Here is a 16,659-nt window from a genome sequence, read left to right on the forward strand (position 1 = left end):
AACGGTGCGACGGAGACGTCCCGCGGACGTCAGCGGCCGCTGTCGCGCGAGGCCGTGGACCCGCCCGAGGGCTGCGGCCGGGTGGGCTTCGGGGAGGCCGTGGCCGTCTCCGCGGGCGCCGTGGGCTCTGTGGGCTCTGTGGGCTCCGTGGTCTCCTCCGGGGTCCGCGTCGGCGTGGGGGACGGTTCGGTCTTCTTCGCGACCGTGAGCGTGATGGTGGAGCCCTGGCTCACGGACGAACCGGCGGGGGCGGACTGCGCGAGCACCGTTCCCGTCTCCGCGTCCTCCGTCTCGCGGATCTCCACGTTGGAGTTGAGCCGCACGTCCTCGGAGCGCAGGGCGTTCTCGGCGTCCGCGCGGCTGCGGCCCACCACATCCGGGACCGTCACCTTTCCCGAGGACACCTGCAGCTTCACCGCGCTGTCCCTGGCCACGGAGCTGCCGGGTGCGGGATCCGAGGAGATCACCGCGTTCGCCGGCACGGTGGCGCTGTTGACGGTGCTGACGGGGCCCATGGTGAGGCCGGCGTGCTGGATGGACTCCCGGGCGTACTCGAGGGACTGGCCCACGATGTCCTCCGGGACCTTCACGTTCTCGGGGCCCTCGGACACCCTCACCACCACGGAGGAGTCCCGGTCCACCTCGGTGCCGGCGGCCGGGGACACTGCGATCACGTGCTTGTCGGGCACGGTGTCGCTGTGCTCCGGGGTGAACGTGGGGTTCAGGCCCGCGTCCCGCAGGGTGTTCTCGGCGGTGGTGCTGTCCATGCCCTCGACCTGTGGCACGGTCACCCGGGCCACCTGCTCCACCTGCTGGCTCTGCCACCACTGCACACCCAGCACCGTTCCGGCCCCCAGCAGGGAGAGCAGCAGGACGACGACGAGGACGACGACCCAGCCACGCCGCCCGTGCCGCCGCTCGGGAACGTCGGCACCGGCGTCGTCGTCCGGCTCGAAGGGCCCGGGCCGCGGGGACGGCGTGGGCTCGGTGGGTTCTGTGTCCTCGCTGCGCCCCGCCGCCGTGACGGCTCCGGCGGCGACCGCGGCTCCCACGGCGGGAAGGGTCTTGGTGTGGGAGTCCGCCAGGGCAGCGGCGTCCGTGGGGCTGATGGGCTGGGTGGCACCCAGATCGGCGGGCAGGGCGGCCCCGAGCTCCCGCAGGGCGCGGCGCATCTGACCGGCGTCCGCGAAGCGGTCCTGCGGGTTCTTGGCCAGGGCCCGTTCCATGAAGCGGTCCACGGCGGGCGGCAGCTGCGGGTTCAGGGCCGACGGCGCGGGCGGTGCGTCCCGCACGTGCTGCGCGGCGATCGCCACGGAGGACTCGCCCACGAAGGGCGCGCGGCCCGTGAGCATCTCGAACAGCACGCACGCCGCGGAGTAGAGGTCCGAGCGGGGGTCCACGGCGGCCCCGCGAGCCTGCTCCGGGGAGAGGTACTGCGCGGTGCCCAGCACCGCCTGGGACTGCGTGAGCGCCGCCTGGGTGTCCTCCACGGCGCGCGCGATGCCGAAGTCCATGACCTTCACGCTGCCGTCCGGGGTGACCTTGACGTTGGCGGGCTTGATGTCCCGGTGCACGATCCCCGCCCGGTGGCTGAAGGACAGCGCGTCCACGATCCCGAGCATGTACTCGACGGCCGCGGCGGGGGCCACGCCCGGGCCATGGATCAGCTCGCGCAGGGTCTCCCCGGGCACGTACTCCATCACGATGTAGGGCCGCAGCACGCCGTCCGGGCTCTGCGGCCGGATCTCGCCGGTGTCGTAGATGGCCACGATGGAGTGGTGGTTCAGGGATGCGACCGCGTGCGCCTCGCGCTGGAACCGTTCGTGGAAGGTCTCGTCCGCCGCGAGCTCGGGGCGCAGGATCTTGATGGCCACCTGGCGGCCCAGCCGGACGTCCTGGCCCACGTGCACCGTGGCCATGCCGCCGCGGCCGATGACCTCGCCGACCTGGTAGCGATCGTTGATCAGCTCGGGAACCGAAGACCCACCCATGTGCTCTACCCGTCCGTGCCCGTGCCGGGGGAGGGAGCCGCCACGGCACCCGTGTCCTGCGGGTCGGTGGAGTCCGTGGTGCCGTCAGCCCGCACGCCCTGTCCGTCGGAGACGCCGCCGTCCTGCGTGCCGCCGGCGGCACTGTTCTCGGGAGCGGCGCCGTTCGTGGCGCCGTTGCCCCCGGTGTTGGGAGCGGCAGGGGGGACCGAGTTGCCGGGGATTGCGGGCCCCTGGTCCGGGTCCTGCGTGGGCGCGGGCTGCGAGGGGGCAGGGGTGGATCCGCCACCCGAGCCCTGGGTCGGAGCGGCCGCGGGATCCCATGCCACGTACATGACCACCGTGGAGCCGACCGCCACGTCCGTGCCGCCCGCGGGATCCGAGGAGACCACGGTGTTGGCGGGCCGCCCGGTGTCCCGCTGCAGCCGCTTGTCCACGTTCACGCCCATGGCGGTGATCTCGGTGGAGACCTGGTCCGCGTCCCGCCCCACGATGTTCTGGGGCAGGGTCACGGTGTTCTCCGGCGTGGGTGTCACGGTGGAGGAGGTCACGGTTCCCGGTGCCGGGGAGTCCGCGGAGTCCCGTGTGGAGAAGAACCACACGCCCGCGAGCACGAGCACCGCGAGGAGCGCGAGCACAGGGAGCAGCCACGCCCACACCGAGCGTTTGGCCTTCGTCCCGGAGGAGCCCTCCGACCCCCGGGTCTGTTCGACGGCGTCCAACTGTGCCGTGGACGGGTGGGCGCTGTACCGGGGGTCCGGGCGGTCCGCGGCGGCCGCGGAACTCGTGATCGCCGCGGCCGACCCGGCGGTGCCGGGCATGGCGCGCGTACTCGGCCCGGAGACCGGGGCCATCGCCTCGGTGGGCTGGTCGTCGGCAGAACCGGTGTCGGACAGCCACGGGCCCATGCCGGGCACCATGGTCACGGCGGAGGCCACGTCCCCGCGGCGCAGGGCGTCCACGGCGTTGGCGAGCTTGCCGGCGTTCTCGGGCCGGTCCTCGGGATCCTTGGCCAGCATGGACATGATGAGCGCCCGCACCGGTTCCGGAACGGAGTCCGGCAGCGGCGGGGGGTTGTCGTTGACCTGGGCCAGGGCGATCGCGATCTGCGACTCCCCGGTGAAGGGCCGCCGCCCCGCGAGCAGCTCGTAGCCGATGATGCCCAGCGAGTAGATGTCCGAGGAGCCCGTGGCGGTCTGACCCGTGGCCTGCTCCGGGGCGAGGTACTGGGCCGTGCCCATGACCTGTCCCGTGGCGGTGAGCGGCACCTGGTCCGCGAGGCGCGCGATGCCGAAGTCCGTGACCTTGACCCGGTTGTCCGGGGTGATGATCAGGTTGCCGGGCTTCACGTCCCGGTGCACCAGACCCTGCGCGTGGGCGGCCGCGAGGGCGCGCGCGGTCTGCCCGATGTAGTTGAGCACGGTGTCCGCGTCCAGCGACTTCTGCCGGTCGATGATGTTGGACAGCGGCTCGCCCGGCACGAGCTCCATGACCAGGAACGCGGAGCCCTCGTCCTCGCCGTAGTCGAAGACGTTCGCCACGCCGGGGTGGTTGAGCAGGGCCGTGTGTCGGGCCTCGGCCCGGAACCGCTGCAGGAACGTGGGATCCCCGTTGTACTCGTCCTTGAGGATCTTCACGGCCACGATGCGGCCCAGGACCTGGTCCTTGGCCTTCCACACCTCGCCCATGCCACCGATGGCAATTCGTTCCGTGAGCGCGTAGCGACCGCCCAGAATGGTGCTCGACGATGGTCTCACTTGTTCAACACCGCCTCGAAGAGTTGCCGTGCGCTGGGGCTGGTCACGGTGGACCCTGTGGTGACGTCCACGTCCTCGACGACCACGGCCACTGCCAACTGGGGGTCATCGGCGGGCGCGAATCCAGTGAACCACGAATCGTTCAATCCGTCCTCGCCGGTCTCCGCCGTGCCGGTCTTGCCGGCCACCTTCACGCCGGGCACGGCCGCGCCGGAAGCGATGCCGTTGTCCACCACGGAGGTCATCAGCTCGGTCACGGTCTGCGCGGTCTCCGCGTCCGTGGAGCGGCGCAGCTGCTCCGCCTTGAACTCGTCGATCACGGAGAGGTCCGAGGAACGGACGTTCTTGACCAGGCTGGGCTTCATCATCACCCCGTCGTTGGCGATCGCCGCGGAGGTCATGGCCACCTGCAGCGGGGTGGTGCGGACGTCGTACTGCCCGATCGAGGACAGGGCGAGCTGCGCCTGGTTCATCTCCTCGGGGAACACCGAGGGGGTCACCTCCAGCGGGATGCTCAGCTCCTGGCCGTAGCCGAAGTTCTCGGCGGTCTTGCGGATCTCGTCCTGCCCGAGCTCCATCGCGATCTGGGCGAACGGCGTGTTGCAGGACTGCTCCAGGGCGAACTGCAGATTCACCTGCGAGCGGGCCGCGCAGCCACCCTGGCGGTAGTTGGGCAGGGTCACGGTGGTGTCCGGCAGCGGCAGCTCGCTGGGGTTCGGGATCGTGGTGTCCGTGGTGTACTTCCCGGACTCCAGGGCTGCCACGGTGTCGATGAGCTTGAACGTGGAGCCGGGCGCGTAGAGGTCGCCGCCGATCGCGCGGTTCACGAGGGGCTGGGCGGGGTCCGCGTTGAGCTGGTCCGCCGCGGCCACGACCTCGTCAGTGTTGTGGGAGGACATCACGTTCGCGTCGTAGCTCTTGCGGGACACCATGGCCTTGATCTCGCCGGTCTTCGGGTCCACGGCCACGATCGAGCCGTTGTGACCCTCGAGCGCGTTGTAGGCCACCTTCTGCAGCTCCGAGTCCAGGGTCAGCTCCACGGACGCGCCCTTGGGCTGGTCGCCCGAGAACAGGGAGACCACGCGGTCGTAGAACTGGTCGTCGGAGGCCCCGGAGAGCTCGTCGCCCATGGCGGACTCCAGCCCCGTGGCGCCGTAGACCAGCGAGAAGTAGCCGGTGAGGTTGGAGTACATCGGGGAGTCCGTGTAGACGCGCTGGTGCTCGAAGTCGTCGCTCGACGGAACGGACTTGGCGATCTCCTGGCCGTCCACCAGGATCGAGCCCCGGTCCTGGCCGAACTGCTCGTAGAGGGTCCGGTTGTTCCAGGGGTTGGCCTGGAGGGCATCGGCCGCGAAGAACTGCACGTACGTCAGGGTCAGCAGCAGCACCATCACGATGCCCGCGACCATGAGCCACATCCTGCGGATCGCCTTGTTCACGGAGTCCCTCCTTCCTCGTCGGCCGCGCGTCCGGTGCGCGAGTTCGCTTCTGCAGTGTCGTCGCCCGCCGACGACGCCGGGCGGGCCGTTGCGCCCTCCTCGCCCCGTGTGCCGCGCTCGGCGGCGTCCGTTCGGGTGGTGAGACGGGACATCACCTCGGTGGCCGAGCCCGGCCCCGCGGCGTCGTGCGCGGCGGCGTCGAGGGGCTTGGCGGACGAGGCCAGGGCGGCGGACGGTGTGGGCTGCGTGGCCGGCTCCCGCTCGGCGGCGTCCCCGTCCTGGGCGCGCTGCTCCTCGCGGGCGCGGCGGCGTCGTTCGACCGACGCGAGGTCCTCGTCCGTGGCGGGGCCGGTGGCCACCGGGCGCCGGGCGCTGTGGGAGATGGCCAGCAGGATGGCCACGATGATCCAGTTGGAGAGCAGGGACGAACCGCCGGCGGACATGAACGGTGTGGTCAGTCCGGTCAGCGGCAGCAGACGGGTCACGCCGCCCACCACGATGAACAGCTGCAGCACCATCAGCGCGGACAGCCCGCCCGCGAGCAGCTTGCCGAACGCGTCCCGGGTGCCGAGCGCCGCGCGCAGACCGCGCGAGGCGAAGAGCAGGAACATCACCAGGATGGCCGAGAGCCCGATCAGGCCGAGCTCCTCACCGAACGCCGTGATGATCATGTCCGAGTTGGCATACGAGACGAGGTCCGGGCGGCCCTGCCCGAGCCCCTGGCCGAAGAGCCCGCCCGAGGCGAGGCCGAAGAGCCCCTGCACGATCTGGGCGGAGCCCCCGGGGGAGCGCGTGTAGACCTCGGGGTCGAACGCGGACAGCCAGGCGTCCAGGCGCAGGCTCACGTGGGAGAAGATGCGGCTCGCGGCGAAACCGCCCACGAGCATGAGCACGAGGCCCAGCACGATCCAGCCCAGGCGACCGGTGGCCAGGTAGAGCATGGCCAGGAACAGGCCGAAGAACATGATGGCCGTGCCCATGTCCTTCTGCAGCACGAGCACCCCGATCGCGATGAGCCACGCGGCCAGCATGGGCGCGATGTCCTTGAAGCGCGGCAGCCGCACGGGCCCCACCTTGCGCCCCGCCAGCAGGATCAGGTCCCGGTTCATGGACAGGTACCCGGCGAAGAAGATGGCGAGCGTGATCTTGGCGATCTCACCGGGCTGGAACGTGCGTCCCGCCACGGAGATCCACAGCCGGGCACCGTTGATCTCCACGCCGAGCCCCGGAACCATGGGCAGCAGGAGCAGCACCACGGACAGCAGCAGCATGGTGTAGGTGACGTTGCGCAGCCGGCGGTGGTCCTTGAGGAACCACAGCACCACGCAGCACGTGACCATCGCCACGGCGGTCCACACCACCTGGGTGTTCGCGGCGGTCTGACCCGTGGAGAGGTCGATGCGGTGGATCATGGCCAGGCCCAGGCCGTTGAGCGCCACGGCAATGGGCAGCAGGTACGGGTCCGCGTACCGGGCTCGGATCCACAGCACCACGTGCACCAGCAGCGCGCCCCCGGCCAGGACGGCCCCGCTCACGATGATGTGGGAGGGGTCCTTCTCCAGCTGCTCGGGGTCCACCAGGATGTTGGCGCCCACGCCGATGGTCAGGGCCATCAGCAGCAGCATCAGCTCGGTGATGCGCCGGGGCTTGGGGAGCACGGCAGGGTGCTGGGCGGGCGCGGCGGCCGGCGCGGCAAGGGTGCTCACGAGTCGTCACCCCCGGAGGAGCTCCGCCCCGGGCTCGGCGACCCGCTGGCGCTGCGGGACGGATCCGGGGTGGGTGTGGTGACGGTCACCTTGCCGGTGGGGCGGGGCTCCGGGCTGCTCGAGTTCTTGAGCTCCACCACGATCTCCTCCGCCTCCTCGCGGCTCCCGGCGGGAATCGTGGCGCGCACCCGTTCCTGGGCGTACTGGGACAGGGAGTCCACGGAGATGTCCGTGGTGGAGTCGAGCTCGCTCAGCGCGATGGGACCCAGGCTCTGCGAGACGCCCTGGTAGACGGCCACCTTTCCCTGGTCCTCGCCCACGTAGTACTGCGACGACGTCCAGGCGCGGGCTCCCCAGCCGCCCAGCAGCAGCGCGACCGCGAGCACCACACCGCCGGCGATCCACGCGGCACGACGCCGCCTGGTCCCGGGTTCGGGGTCCTCGCCCTTGCGGCGCAGCAGGCTGCGCACCTCGGCGGGGTCGGTGGTCTCCTCCAGGGTGGAGGTGGAGAGCATGGTGGAGCGGCGCTGCATCGCGGAGTCGGAGACCGTGGGGATCCGGCCCGTCTGGGTGGCGTTGGCCGCCGCGCCCACCAGGAGGTGGGGGCGTTCGGCGAGGTCCTGGCGCAGCGCCGAGGCCGAGGACTGCGGTGGTTCCTGATCGGCGGGGTCCTGGCGCCCGGGCTCGCGGTAGTCGTGCCCGCCACCGGCCACGGGCGAGTCGATCGGCCCGTTCCAGTGGTCCTCGAGCGCCTCGTAGGTCTCCACGCGCAGCCGCTCGTCCGAGGTGCGGGACTCGTCCGGCACGGCGCCGTGGCCCTCCCCGGTCATGGGGTGCGCCTCGTTGCCGTGGGGGATCTCGTCCACCTGCACGACCACCACGGTCACGTTGTCGGGGGCACCGCGGTCCAGGGTGAGCTCCACGAGCGAGTTCACGATCTGGTTGAGGTCACCCGTGGAGCGCATCACGCTCTCGATGGTCCTGGCGTTGACCACGGCGTTGAGGCCGTCGGAGCACAGCAGCCAGCGCTCGCCCACGGCGGGGCGCACGGTGCGGACCTCGAGCTCCGGGGAGGCGTCCACGTCCCCGAGCACGCGCATCAGCACGTTCTTGTGGGGGTGGGTCTCGGCCTCCTCGGGGTGCAGCCGGCCCTCGTCGATGAGGCGCTGCACGAAGGTGTGGTCCGTGGTGACCTGCTGGAAGCCCTCGCTCTCGGAGAGCCGGTACGCGCGGGAGTCCCCGATGTGGGCCACGGAGATCTCGTCCCCGTCGATCAGCAGGGAGGTCACGGTGGTGCCCATCCCGCCCAGCCGAGGATTGGACTGCACGAGTTTCGCGAGGTTCTGGTTGGCGTTCTGGATCTCGTCCGCGAGCACGGTCTCGGCGTCGCCGTCGTGACCCGCGTGGTCCAGGTGCGTGAGGTCGATCACCGCGGAGGCGGAGGCCACGTCGCCGCCCACGTGGCCGCCCATGCCGTCGGCGACGACGGCCAGGTACCGTCCCGCGTAGGCGGAGTCGTCGTTCTTGGAGCGCACGCGCCCCACGTCGGAGCGCGCGGCGTAGCGGAAGGCGATGGGCATGGGCTACGGCCTCAGTTCCATCACGGTGCGTCCCACGCGGAACTGGACACCCGGCTCCACGGCCGCGGCGCGGGTCAGCTTCTGGCCCTGCACGAACGTGCCGTTGGTGGAGCCGAGGTCCTCCAGGAACCAGCGTGAGCCCTGCGGGAACAGGCGGGCGTGGCGGCCCGAGGCGTAGTCGTCCTCGAGCGGAACGGTGGCCTCGGGGGAGCGGCCGAGCATCACGGGCGCGGCGCCCAGCTGGTAGCTGCTGCCCGCGAGCGGGCCGTCGAGCACCACGAGCTGCTGGGGCCGGTGCCTGGAACCACCCGTCACGGGAGCGGCGGCAGCGGCGGGCTCAGCGCGACGACCGGAGGGCTCCTCGGTGGCCACGGCGGAGCGGGTGCGGCCGCGGGATCGCGAGCGGGCCTTGCCGCTCACGCTGAGGTCGCGGGCCTGGGAGAAGACCACGGCGGCGATGAACAGCCACAGCAGGGCCAGGAAGCCGAACTGCAGCAGGGTCACGGTCAGTTCGGACACGTCAGCGCCTCTCCTTCGGGACCAGCAGCCGGAAGACCAGCCTGGTACGTCCCATGGTGATCACGGAGCCGTCCACGAGCTGGGCGCGGCCCTGGATCCTCTGGCCGTCCACGGAGGAGCCGTTGGTGGAGCCGAGGTCCACAGCCAGATAGTTCTGGCCCTGGCGACGGATCTCCAGGTGCTTGCGGGAGACCCCGGTGTCCTCCACGGTGATGTCCGCCTCCGCGGAACGGCCCACGCTCACGCTCGGGGCGTTGAGGGAGAAGCGCTCGGAGCCCGCCTCGATCACGGGCACGGCGTTCGGCGCGGACCGGGGCACCACGGGATCGTGGACCGCGGCGGGCAGGGGGGCGGGCTCGCCCGCGGGGCGGGGCTGCGCGTGGGGTGCCGGAGCCGGCGGCTGGGGCGCCCGCGCGGAGGTCCCGGCGTCCGCGGGTGCCTGCGGGGCGCTGGTGCGCTCGAAGGACGAGAGGATCCGGAACTCGCCGGTCTCCAGCTCGGGCTCGCGCACGAAGCTCACCCGCACCGCTCCCTGGAGCGTGTAGGCCTGGGACCGGGCGTGGCGGATGACCACGTCGCACAGCTCCTCGGCCAGCTGCACCCCCCACTCCTGGGCGCGCGGGAAGTCGTCGTCCGAGAACTCCACGGTGAAGACGTTCGGTGCCATGGTGCGCCCGCCGGAGACTCCGAAGGACTCCTGGTCCAGTTCGCGGCGCAGCGCGCTCGCGATCTCCACGGCCTCGACGCGCTTGCGCGACCCCGCGGTGAAGGCGGTGCGCACGGCCTTCTCGATGCCGTTCTCGAGTCCGGTCCAGAAACCCATTCCGCCTCCTTTCTCGCTCGGCCAGTGGCGGCGTTCTCCGTGCCGCCGCGAGGGGCGCGGTGGGGCACACGGTCGTGGGCAGTTCCCAGAATAGTAACCGGCCGGACTGGGCGGGTGGTGACAGCCCGGCCCGTGCACCGCAGTGCGCCCCGCCGTCCGGGGGATCCGGGTCCGGCGCCGGGCGCGTCGTCCGGGTGACCCTCCCGGTGTCGCGGTGGCCGGCACCGAGCCTCGTGGGGCACCCCCGGTCAGGGCAGGGACGCGGCGAGCTCCACGGCATCCTTGATGGCGCGCTTGGCGTCGAGCTCGGAGGCCACGTGCGCTCCGCCCACCACGTGCACGGGACGCTCGCCCTGCATCTCGTCCACGAGATCAGCACGGGACTCCTGGCCCGCGCACAGCACCACGGTGTCCGCGGGCACCAGCAGCTTCCGCAGTGTGGGGGCCTCGGCCATCGCCGTGGTTCCCGCCGCACGCGCCGTGCCACCGGCCCCGGCTCCGGACGACGCCGCACGGCCGGCTTCCGGGGCCGCCGCATCCGGTTCCGGCACGAGCACGTGGACGCCCTGCTCGTCGATCCGCTGGTACTGCACACCGGTGACGAACTGCACGTCCGCCATGCGCAGCTCGGCGCGGTGGATCCAGCCCGTGGTGGTGCCCAGTCGTGCTCCCGGCTTGCCCGGGGTGCGTTGCAGGACGCTCACGCGGCGCAGGGGCGCGGCGGGGGCGGGGCGCAGCAGTCCGCCGCGCGCCTCGAGGGTGCGGTCCACGCCCCACTCCTCGTAGAAGTCCGCGCGGGGGTCGTGCGTGAGGAAGTGGGCCACGTCGAAGCCGATGCCGCCGCCGCCGATGATCGCCACGCGCTCACCCACCGGCGCTCCGCCCAGGACCTCCTTGTAGCCGAGCACGGTGGGTCCGTCCTCGCCGGGGATCCCGGGCACCCGCGGATTCACCCCCGTGGCCAGCACCACCCGGTCCGCGAACCCCAGGTCCGCAGCCGTGGCGGTGCGGCCCGTGTGCACCGTGACACCGAGCTCCGCCAGGCGGGTGCGGAAGTAGCGGATGGTGTGGGCGTAGTCCTCCTTGCCGGGGATGAGCCGGGCCAGCTGGAACTGGCCTCCGATCTCGGTGTGCTCCTCGAACAGGGTCACCCGGTGCCCGCGCTGCGCGGCGGCCTCCGCGAACGCCAGACCGGCGGGGCCCGCGCCCACCACGGCGATCTGCTCGGCCGTGCGGGTGGGCCCCAGGACGAGCTCGGTCTCGCGCATGGCCCGCGGGTTGACCAGGCAGGACATCCGCTTGCCCGAGAAGGTGTGGTCCAGGCACGCCTGGTTGCACGCGATGCACGTGTTGATCTCGTCCGGGCGGTTTTCACGGGCCTTGGACACGAAGGACGGGTCCGCCAGGAACGGGCGGGCCAGGCACACGAGGTCCGCGTCCCCCCGCTCGATCACGGCCTCGCCGATCTCCGGGGTGTTGATGCGGTTGACCGCGGCCACGGGGATCTCCAGGTGCTCACGCAGCGCGCGGCTCACCCACGTGAAGCCGGCGGGCGGGACGCTCGTGGCGATCGTGGGGATCCGCGCCTCGTGCCAGCCGATGCCCGTGTTGACGATCGACGCGCCGGCGGTCTCCACCTCGCGCCCCAGCGCGAGCACCTGCTCGAACTCCTGGGCGTCCGGGACGAGGTCCAGGGCGGAGAGCCGGTACATCACGAGGAAGTCCGGGCCGGCGACCCCCCGCACCCGCCGCACGACCTCCACGGCGAAGCGCCGCCGGGCCTCGGGGGAGCCGCCCCAGTGGTCCGTGCGCTGGTTGGTGTGCGCCACCAGGAACTCGTTGATCAGGTAGCCCTCCGAGCCCATGATCTCCACGCCGTCGTAGCCGGCCTGCTGCGCGAGACCCGCGGCGCGCGCGAAGTCCTCCACGGTCCGCGCCACGTCCTCGGTGCTCAGCTCGCGTGGGGTGACCTTGTTGATCGGTGCGCGGAGAGGGGAGGGTGCCACGGCGTCCGCGTGCATGGCGTAGCGGCCGCTGTGCATCAGCTGCAGGGCGATCAGGCCACCCTCCGCGTGCACGGCGTCGGTGACCGTGCGGTGCGGGGGCAGCTGCGACTCCTCGCTCAGGTGCGCCCCGCCCTCGCGGGCGGCACCCTCCCGGTTGGGGGATACGCCGCCCGTGACGATCAGCCCCGCTCCGCCGCGCACCCGCTCCACGTAGAAGTCCGCGAGCTCCTGCTCACCGCCCGGGGTCTCCTCCAGGCCGGTGTGCATGGACCCCATGATCACGCGGTGCGGCAGGGTCAGGGACCCCACGCGCAGCGGGGACAGAAGGTGGGGGTAGGCAGTCATCCGATACTCCAGGTCTCAGGTATTTTCTCCACCCTAGAGTGCGTGAGCAGGATCACCAATCCCCCGGGGAGGCGCGGGCGACGTCGTCCGCACCCTGGTGCGCTCGCCGTCGGCTTGTTATTCTGAATTCATCACAATAAGTCGGGCCCGGTGCGATCCCGTGCTGGCAGCCGCGACTCCACCAGGAGGTTGTCATGGCCAAGAAGTCCACCCGGAACGCCAATTTCACCGTCCCGGGTCTCACCACCGCGCAGGGCCACGCCGTCGCGGAGATCCTGCAGCAGCGCCTGCACGCCCTCAACGACCTGCAGCTGACCCTCAAGCACGCCCACTGGAACGTGGTGGGCCCCAACTTCATCGCGGTGCACGAGATGCTGGACCCGCAGATCGAGGAGGTCCGCGGCTACGTGGACGACCTCGCCGAGCGCATGGCCACCATGGGCGTGTCCCCCAACGGTCTGCCCGGTGCCATCGTGGCCGAGCGCACGTGGGACGACTACGACATCAACCGCGCGTCGGGCGTGGAGCACCTCGCCGCGCTGGACCTCGTGTACGACGGCGTCATCTCGGACCACCGCGAGGCGCTGGCCCGCGTGAGCGACGTGGACCCCATCACTGAGGACATGCTGATCGGCCAGGTCCGCGGTCTCGAGCTGTTCCAGTGGTTCATACGCTCGCACATCGAGTCCGGCGCGGGCGTGCTGGACCACGCGGGGGCCCGCACGGAGAAGACCGCCGCGAAGTCCGCCACCGGGGGCAAGGGCGCGGCCAAGTCCTCCCGCACCTCGGCCAAGGGCTCCAAGAAGAAGTAGTCCCACCCGTCCAGGGTTCCGCAACGGCCCCGGGGATCGCCCCGCGCGACCCCGGGGCCTTCGCATGCGTGCACGCCCGCGGAACGGGCCGCGCGCCCCGCACTGCCCCGCGGGGCTCTTCTCCCCGCACCCCCTGCCACCATGCGCACGAGCCGGCTGGTCTCCCTGCGTGTCCCAGTCCCGGCACGCCTCCCGCGCCCCGTACGACGACGCCGCCGGGCCCCCAGGGGTGCGCGGCGGCGTCGTGGGCCCGGCGGAGCGGGCTCAGAAGGTGAGGCCGAAGACCCACACCCCCAGGGTCATGGTGGTGATGGTGATCAGCACCAGGGCGATGAGGTTGAGCCACACGCCGCCCCGGATCATCTGGCTCACCGTCACGTAGCCCGAGCCGAACGCAATGGCGTTGGGCGGGGTGGCCACGGGGAGCATGAACGCGCACGTCGCGGCCAGCGCCACCGGAATGGCCAGCAGCATGGGGTCCACGCCGATGCCCATGGCCACGCCACCCGCCACGGGCAGGAACGTGGCCGCGGTGGCGGTGTTGGACGTGAGCTCGGTGAGCAGCAGGATCCCGCCCGCCATGAGCAGCACCAGCAGCACCACGGGCAGGCCGCCGAGGCCCTGGACCTGCTGGCCGATCCACTCGGTGAGCCCCGAGGTGGAGAACTGGGCGGAGAGCGCCAGGCCGCCGCCGAACAGCAGCAGCACGCCCCACGGCAGCTTGACCGCGGTGTCCCAGTCCAGCAGCCGGACGCCCGGTGCGGCGCCGGCGGGGCACAGGAACAGCAGCAGGCCCACGGCCACCGCGATCCCGGCGTCCGAGATCATGGGGTCGTCGAAGAGGATGGGCACCAGGATCCACGCCGCAGCGGCCAGCACGAACAGCGCGAGCACGCGCTTCTCACCCGAGGACATGGGGCCGAGCTTGTGCAGCTCCTCACCGATCAGCTCCTTGCCGCCGGGGATCTCGCTGATCTCGGGCTTGAAGAGAACCTTGGTGAGCAGCAGCCAGCACAGGGCCATGAGCACCACGGCCAGGGGAACGCCCACGAGCATCCACTGGCCGAAGCCGATCGTGATGTCGTGCGCGTCCGAGAGGTAGCCCGCCATGAGCGTGTTGGGCGGGGTGCCGATGATCGTGCCCAGGGAGCCGATGGACGCCGAGTACGCGATGCCGAGCATCAGGGCGGTGCCGAAGTTGGACTTGACCACCTCCTCCTTGAGCTGGTCGTCCTGCAGGTCCACCTCCCCGGTGTCGCGGGATTCCCCCGCCTCCGCGGTGGCCGGGGCGGTCTCCCCGTCACCCGAGCCGATCTTGGTCACGAGCAGCAGCACGGACACGCCGATCGGCAGCATCATCACGGCCGTGGCGGTGTTGGACACCCACATGGACAGGAAGCCCGTGGCCACCATGAACCCGGCGACCATCTGGGAGGGCTTGGTGCCCATGACCTTGACGGTGAGCAGCGCGATGCGCCGGTGCAGGTTCCACCGCTGCATGGCCAGGGCCAGCAGGAACCCGCCCATGAACAGGAAGATGATGTTGTTGCCGTAGGAGGCGCCCACCTTGTCGAGCGTGATGTCCTCGCCCAGCGTGGGGAACACCACCAGGGGGATCAGTGCCGTGGCGGGCAGCGGCAGCGCCTCGGTCATCCACCACACGCCCATGAGCACGGCGGTGGCCGCGGTGAGCTTGGCGTTGTGGGGCACGTCCTGCGGCATCAGCGCGTAGATGGCCACGGCGAGGGCGAGACCCGCGAGCAGTCCCAGCAGCCGGATCGTGCGGGTGTGCGGCTTCTCGGCCGGAGCCCGCTCACCCGGGGACTGGAAGTTCACCTCCTCGCCGCGGTGCGGATCCGGGTCCAGGTTCTTCAGGTGTGCGCCGGGCACGGCCGGGTGGCTCATGGTGTTCTCCACATCGTCGTGGGAAAGGGGATCCCCTCCAGCGTAGGTGAGGGCGGGGGAGGGGACCCCGGGGCCGCGCCGGGCCGGCCCCGCGTGACAGGTTGTGAACGCGTCGGACCGGCGGCTCGGGGGCTCGCACCGGCCGGCGACACGGGGCCCACGGCGGTCGCGGACCGCGCGTCCGCGTGCGCGGCCGCCCGAGGCGGGGCCGGCGACGAGTCAGCGCCCTGCCCGCACGAACGGACCCCGCCACCCGGGGCGGGTGACGGGGTCGCGGTGCGCGGGCGGCGTCGTGCGCCGGAACGGGTGTCAGGAGACGGTGGCCACCCGGATGGTCTCGGGCAGGGCGCGGATCGCGGCCACCACGTCCTCGGTGACCCCGTTGCCGCAGTCCGTGACCAGGTAGCCCATCTGGGCCTTGGTCACGAGCTGCTGGCGGTCCACGTTGATCCCGTGCTCGCCGAGCACGGAGTTCACGCGCGCCAGCACGCCGGGGACGTTGCTGTGGATGTGCAGCAGGCGGGTGCCGCGGATCTCCGGGTCCAGCTGGACCTCGGGGAAGTTCACGGACAGGCTCGTGGTGCCGTAGCGGCAGTAGTCCACCAGCTTGCCGGACACGAAGCCCCCGATGTTCTCCTGGGCCTCCGCCGTGGAACCGCCCACGTGCGGGGTGAGGATCACGTTGGGCAGTCCCTGCAGCGGGGAGACGAAGGGCTCCCCGGCGGCCTTGGGCTCCGAGGGGTAGACGTCCAGGCCCGCGCCGGCCAGGTGCCCCGAGACGAGCGCCTCGTGCAGCGCCTCGATGTCCACCACGTGGCCGCGCGAGAGGTTGAGGAAGATGGAGCGGGGCCGCATCTGGCGGAACTGCTCCCGGCCGAACATGGCGGTGTTGGACTCGCGCCCGTCCACGTGCAGCGTGACGGTCTCCACGCAGGAGAGCAGCTGCTCCAGGGAGTCGCACCTGGTGGCGTTGCCCATGGCCAGGCGGTCCTCGACGTCGTAGTAGTAGACGTCCATGCCGAAGGTCTCCGCGACCACGGAGAGCTGCTTGCCGATGTTGCCGTAGCCCACGATGCCGAGCGTGCGGCCGCGGACCTCGTGGGAGCCCTCGGCGGACTTGTTCCACACGCCCTGGTGCACGGCGGCGTTCTTGTCCGTGAGGTGGCGGGCCAGGGCGATGATCTCCGCGAGCGCGAGCTCCACCACGGAGCGGGTGTTGGAGAACGGGGCGTTGAACACGGCCGTGGCGGTGTCCGTGGCCGCCGTGAGGTCGATCTGGTTGGTCCCGATGCAGAACGCGCCCACGGCCAGCAGCTTCGGGTGGGCCTCCAGGACCTCACGGGTGACCCGCGTCTTGGACCGGATGCCCAGCAGGTCCACGCCCTCCAGGGCGGTGAGCAGCTCCTCGGGGTCCAGGGCGCCCTTGCGGGTCTCGACCTCGAACCCCCGGCTGCGCAGGGCGTCGACGGCGTCGGTGTGGATGTTCTCGAGCAGTAAGGCCTTCACGCTGTCATCCTACGGTCCGGGTTCGGGGCCCTCCGCCCCGTGACCGGGCACGACGCCGTCGGGCCGGGGTGACCCGCGGACGGGCACGACGTCGCGTGGCCGGGGTCGCTGCCCCGGCGCCGGACGTGCGGCGCGGCGGGAAGCCGTGCGGGCGGCGTCGTGACGGCATGCGCACGGCCCCCGCCGAGAAGCGGGGGCCGCGCGGTGCGGATGCGGGATCAGACCCCGCATCCGGGTCTCAGGACCGGAATCAGCCGGCGATGCCGAAGGCCT

Annotated in this window: 11 protein-coding genes; 1 reads left to right on the forward strand and 10 read right to left on the reverse strand. The window is 71.7% G+C overall.

Annotated features, from left to right (window positions below; genetic code table 11):
• Positions 1 to 29: 29 nt before the first annotated feature.
• The 8 genes from pknB to AABM36_RS03835 all read right to left on the reverse strand — a co-directional run bounded on the left by pknB (position 30) and on the right by AABM36_RS03835 (position 12,163).
• Positions 30 to 1,991 (reverse strand): Stk1 family PASTA domain-containing Ser/Thr kinase, encoded by a 1,962-nt coding sequence (gene pknB / locus AABM36_RS03800; RefSeq protein WP_423447414.1) that lies wholly within the window; start codon positions 1,989 to 1,991, stop codon positions 30 to 32.
• A gap of 5 nt (positions 1,992 to 1,996) precedes the next feature.
• Positions 1,997 to 3,745 (reverse strand): protein kinase domain-containing protein, encoded by a 1,749-nt coding sequence (locus tag AABM36_RS03805; RefSeq protein ID WP_423447416.1) that lies wholly within the window; start codon positions 3,743 to 3,745, stop codon positions 1,997 to 1,999.
• Positions 3,742 to 5,184, reverse strand: a complete 1,443-nt coding sequence (locus tag AABM36_RS03810; RefSeq protein WP_423447418.1) for a peptidoglycan D,D-transpeptidase FtsI family protein — start codon at positions 5,182 to 5,184, stop codon at positions 3,742 to 3,744. The genes AABM36_RS03805 and AABM36_RS03810 overlap by 4 nt, the downstream gene beginning before the upstream one ends.
• Positions 5,181 to 6,890 (reverse strand): FtsW/RodA/SpoVE family cell cycle protein, encoded by a 1,710-nt coding sequence (locus AABM36_RS03815; RefSeq protein WP_039101342.1) that lies wholly within the window; start codon positions 6,888 to 6,890, stop codon positions 5,181 to 5,183. Before AABM36_RS03815 ends, AABM36_RS03810 begins: the two co-directional genes overlap by 4 nt.
• Positions 6,887 to 8,470, reverse strand: coding sequence for a PP2C family protein-serine/threonine phosphatase (locus AABM36_RS03820; protein WP_039101343.1), 1,584 nt, complete (start codon positions 8,468 to 8,470; stop codon positions 6,887 to 6,889). Before AABM36_RS03820 ends, AABM36_RS03815 begins: the two co-directional genes overlap by 4 nt.
• A gap of 3 nt (positions 8,471 to 8,473) precedes the next feature.
• Positions 8,474 to 8,989, reverse strand: a complete 516-nt coding sequence (locus AABM36_RS03825) for an FHA domain-containing protein FhaB/FipA (RefSeq protein ID WP_423447421.1) — start codon at positions 8,987 to 8,989, stop codon at positions 8,474 to 8,476.
• A gap of 1 nt (position 8,990) precedes the next feature.
• The gene (locus AABM36_RS03830) at positions 8,991 to 9,812 is read right to left on the reverse strand and encodes an FhaA domain-containing protein (RefSeq protein WP_423447423.1); all 822 of its coding nucleotides are present in this window, start codon (positions 9,810 to 9,812) and stop codon (positions 8,991 to 8,993) included.
• Positions 9,813 to 10,060: 248 nt separating this feature from the next.
• Positions 10,061 to 12,163, reverse strand: a complete 2,103-nt coding sequence (locus AABM36_RS03835; RefSeq protein ID WP_039101345.1) for an NADPH-dependent 2,4-dienoyl-CoA reductase — start codon at positions 12,161 to 12,163, stop codon at positions 10,061 to 10,063.
• Between the two features lie 194 nt (positions 12,164 to 12,357).
• Here AABM36_RS03835 and AABM36_RS03840 point away from each other — a divergent pair, with 194 nt between their 5' ends.
• Positions 12,358 to 12,975, forward strand: coding sequence for a Dps family protein (locus AABM36_RS03840; protein WP_019311032.1), 618 nt, complete (start codon positions 12,358 to 12,360; stop codon positions 12,973 to 12,975).
• A 264-nt stretch (positions 12,976 to 13,239) separates the two neighbouring features.
• On the opposite strand, the gene AABM36_RS03845 is transcribed toward AABM36_RS03840, so the two are convergent.
• On the reverse strand, positions 13,240 to 14,880 hold the full coding sequence (locus AABM36_RS03845) for an SLC13 family permease (RefSeq protein ID WP_052239284.1): 1,641 nt from the start codon (positions 14,878 to 14,880) through the stop codon (positions 13,240 to 13,242).
• A gap of 309 nt (positions 14,881 to 15,189) precedes the next feature.
• A complete protein-coding gene (gene serA, locus AABM36_RS03850; RefSeq protein ID WP_039101347.1) occupies positions 15,190 to 16,386 on the reverse strand; it encodes a phosphoglycerate dehydrogenase in 1,197 nt (398 codons plus the stop codon).
• Between the last annotated feature and the right edge of the window lie 273 nt (positions 16,387 to 16,659).

The sequence above is a fragment of the Kocuria sp. KSNUG genome (assembly GCF_049532735.1).
Taxonomy (GTDB): Bacteria; Actinomycetota; Actinomycetes; order Actinomycetales; family Micrococcaceae; genus Kocuria; species Kocuria rhizophila.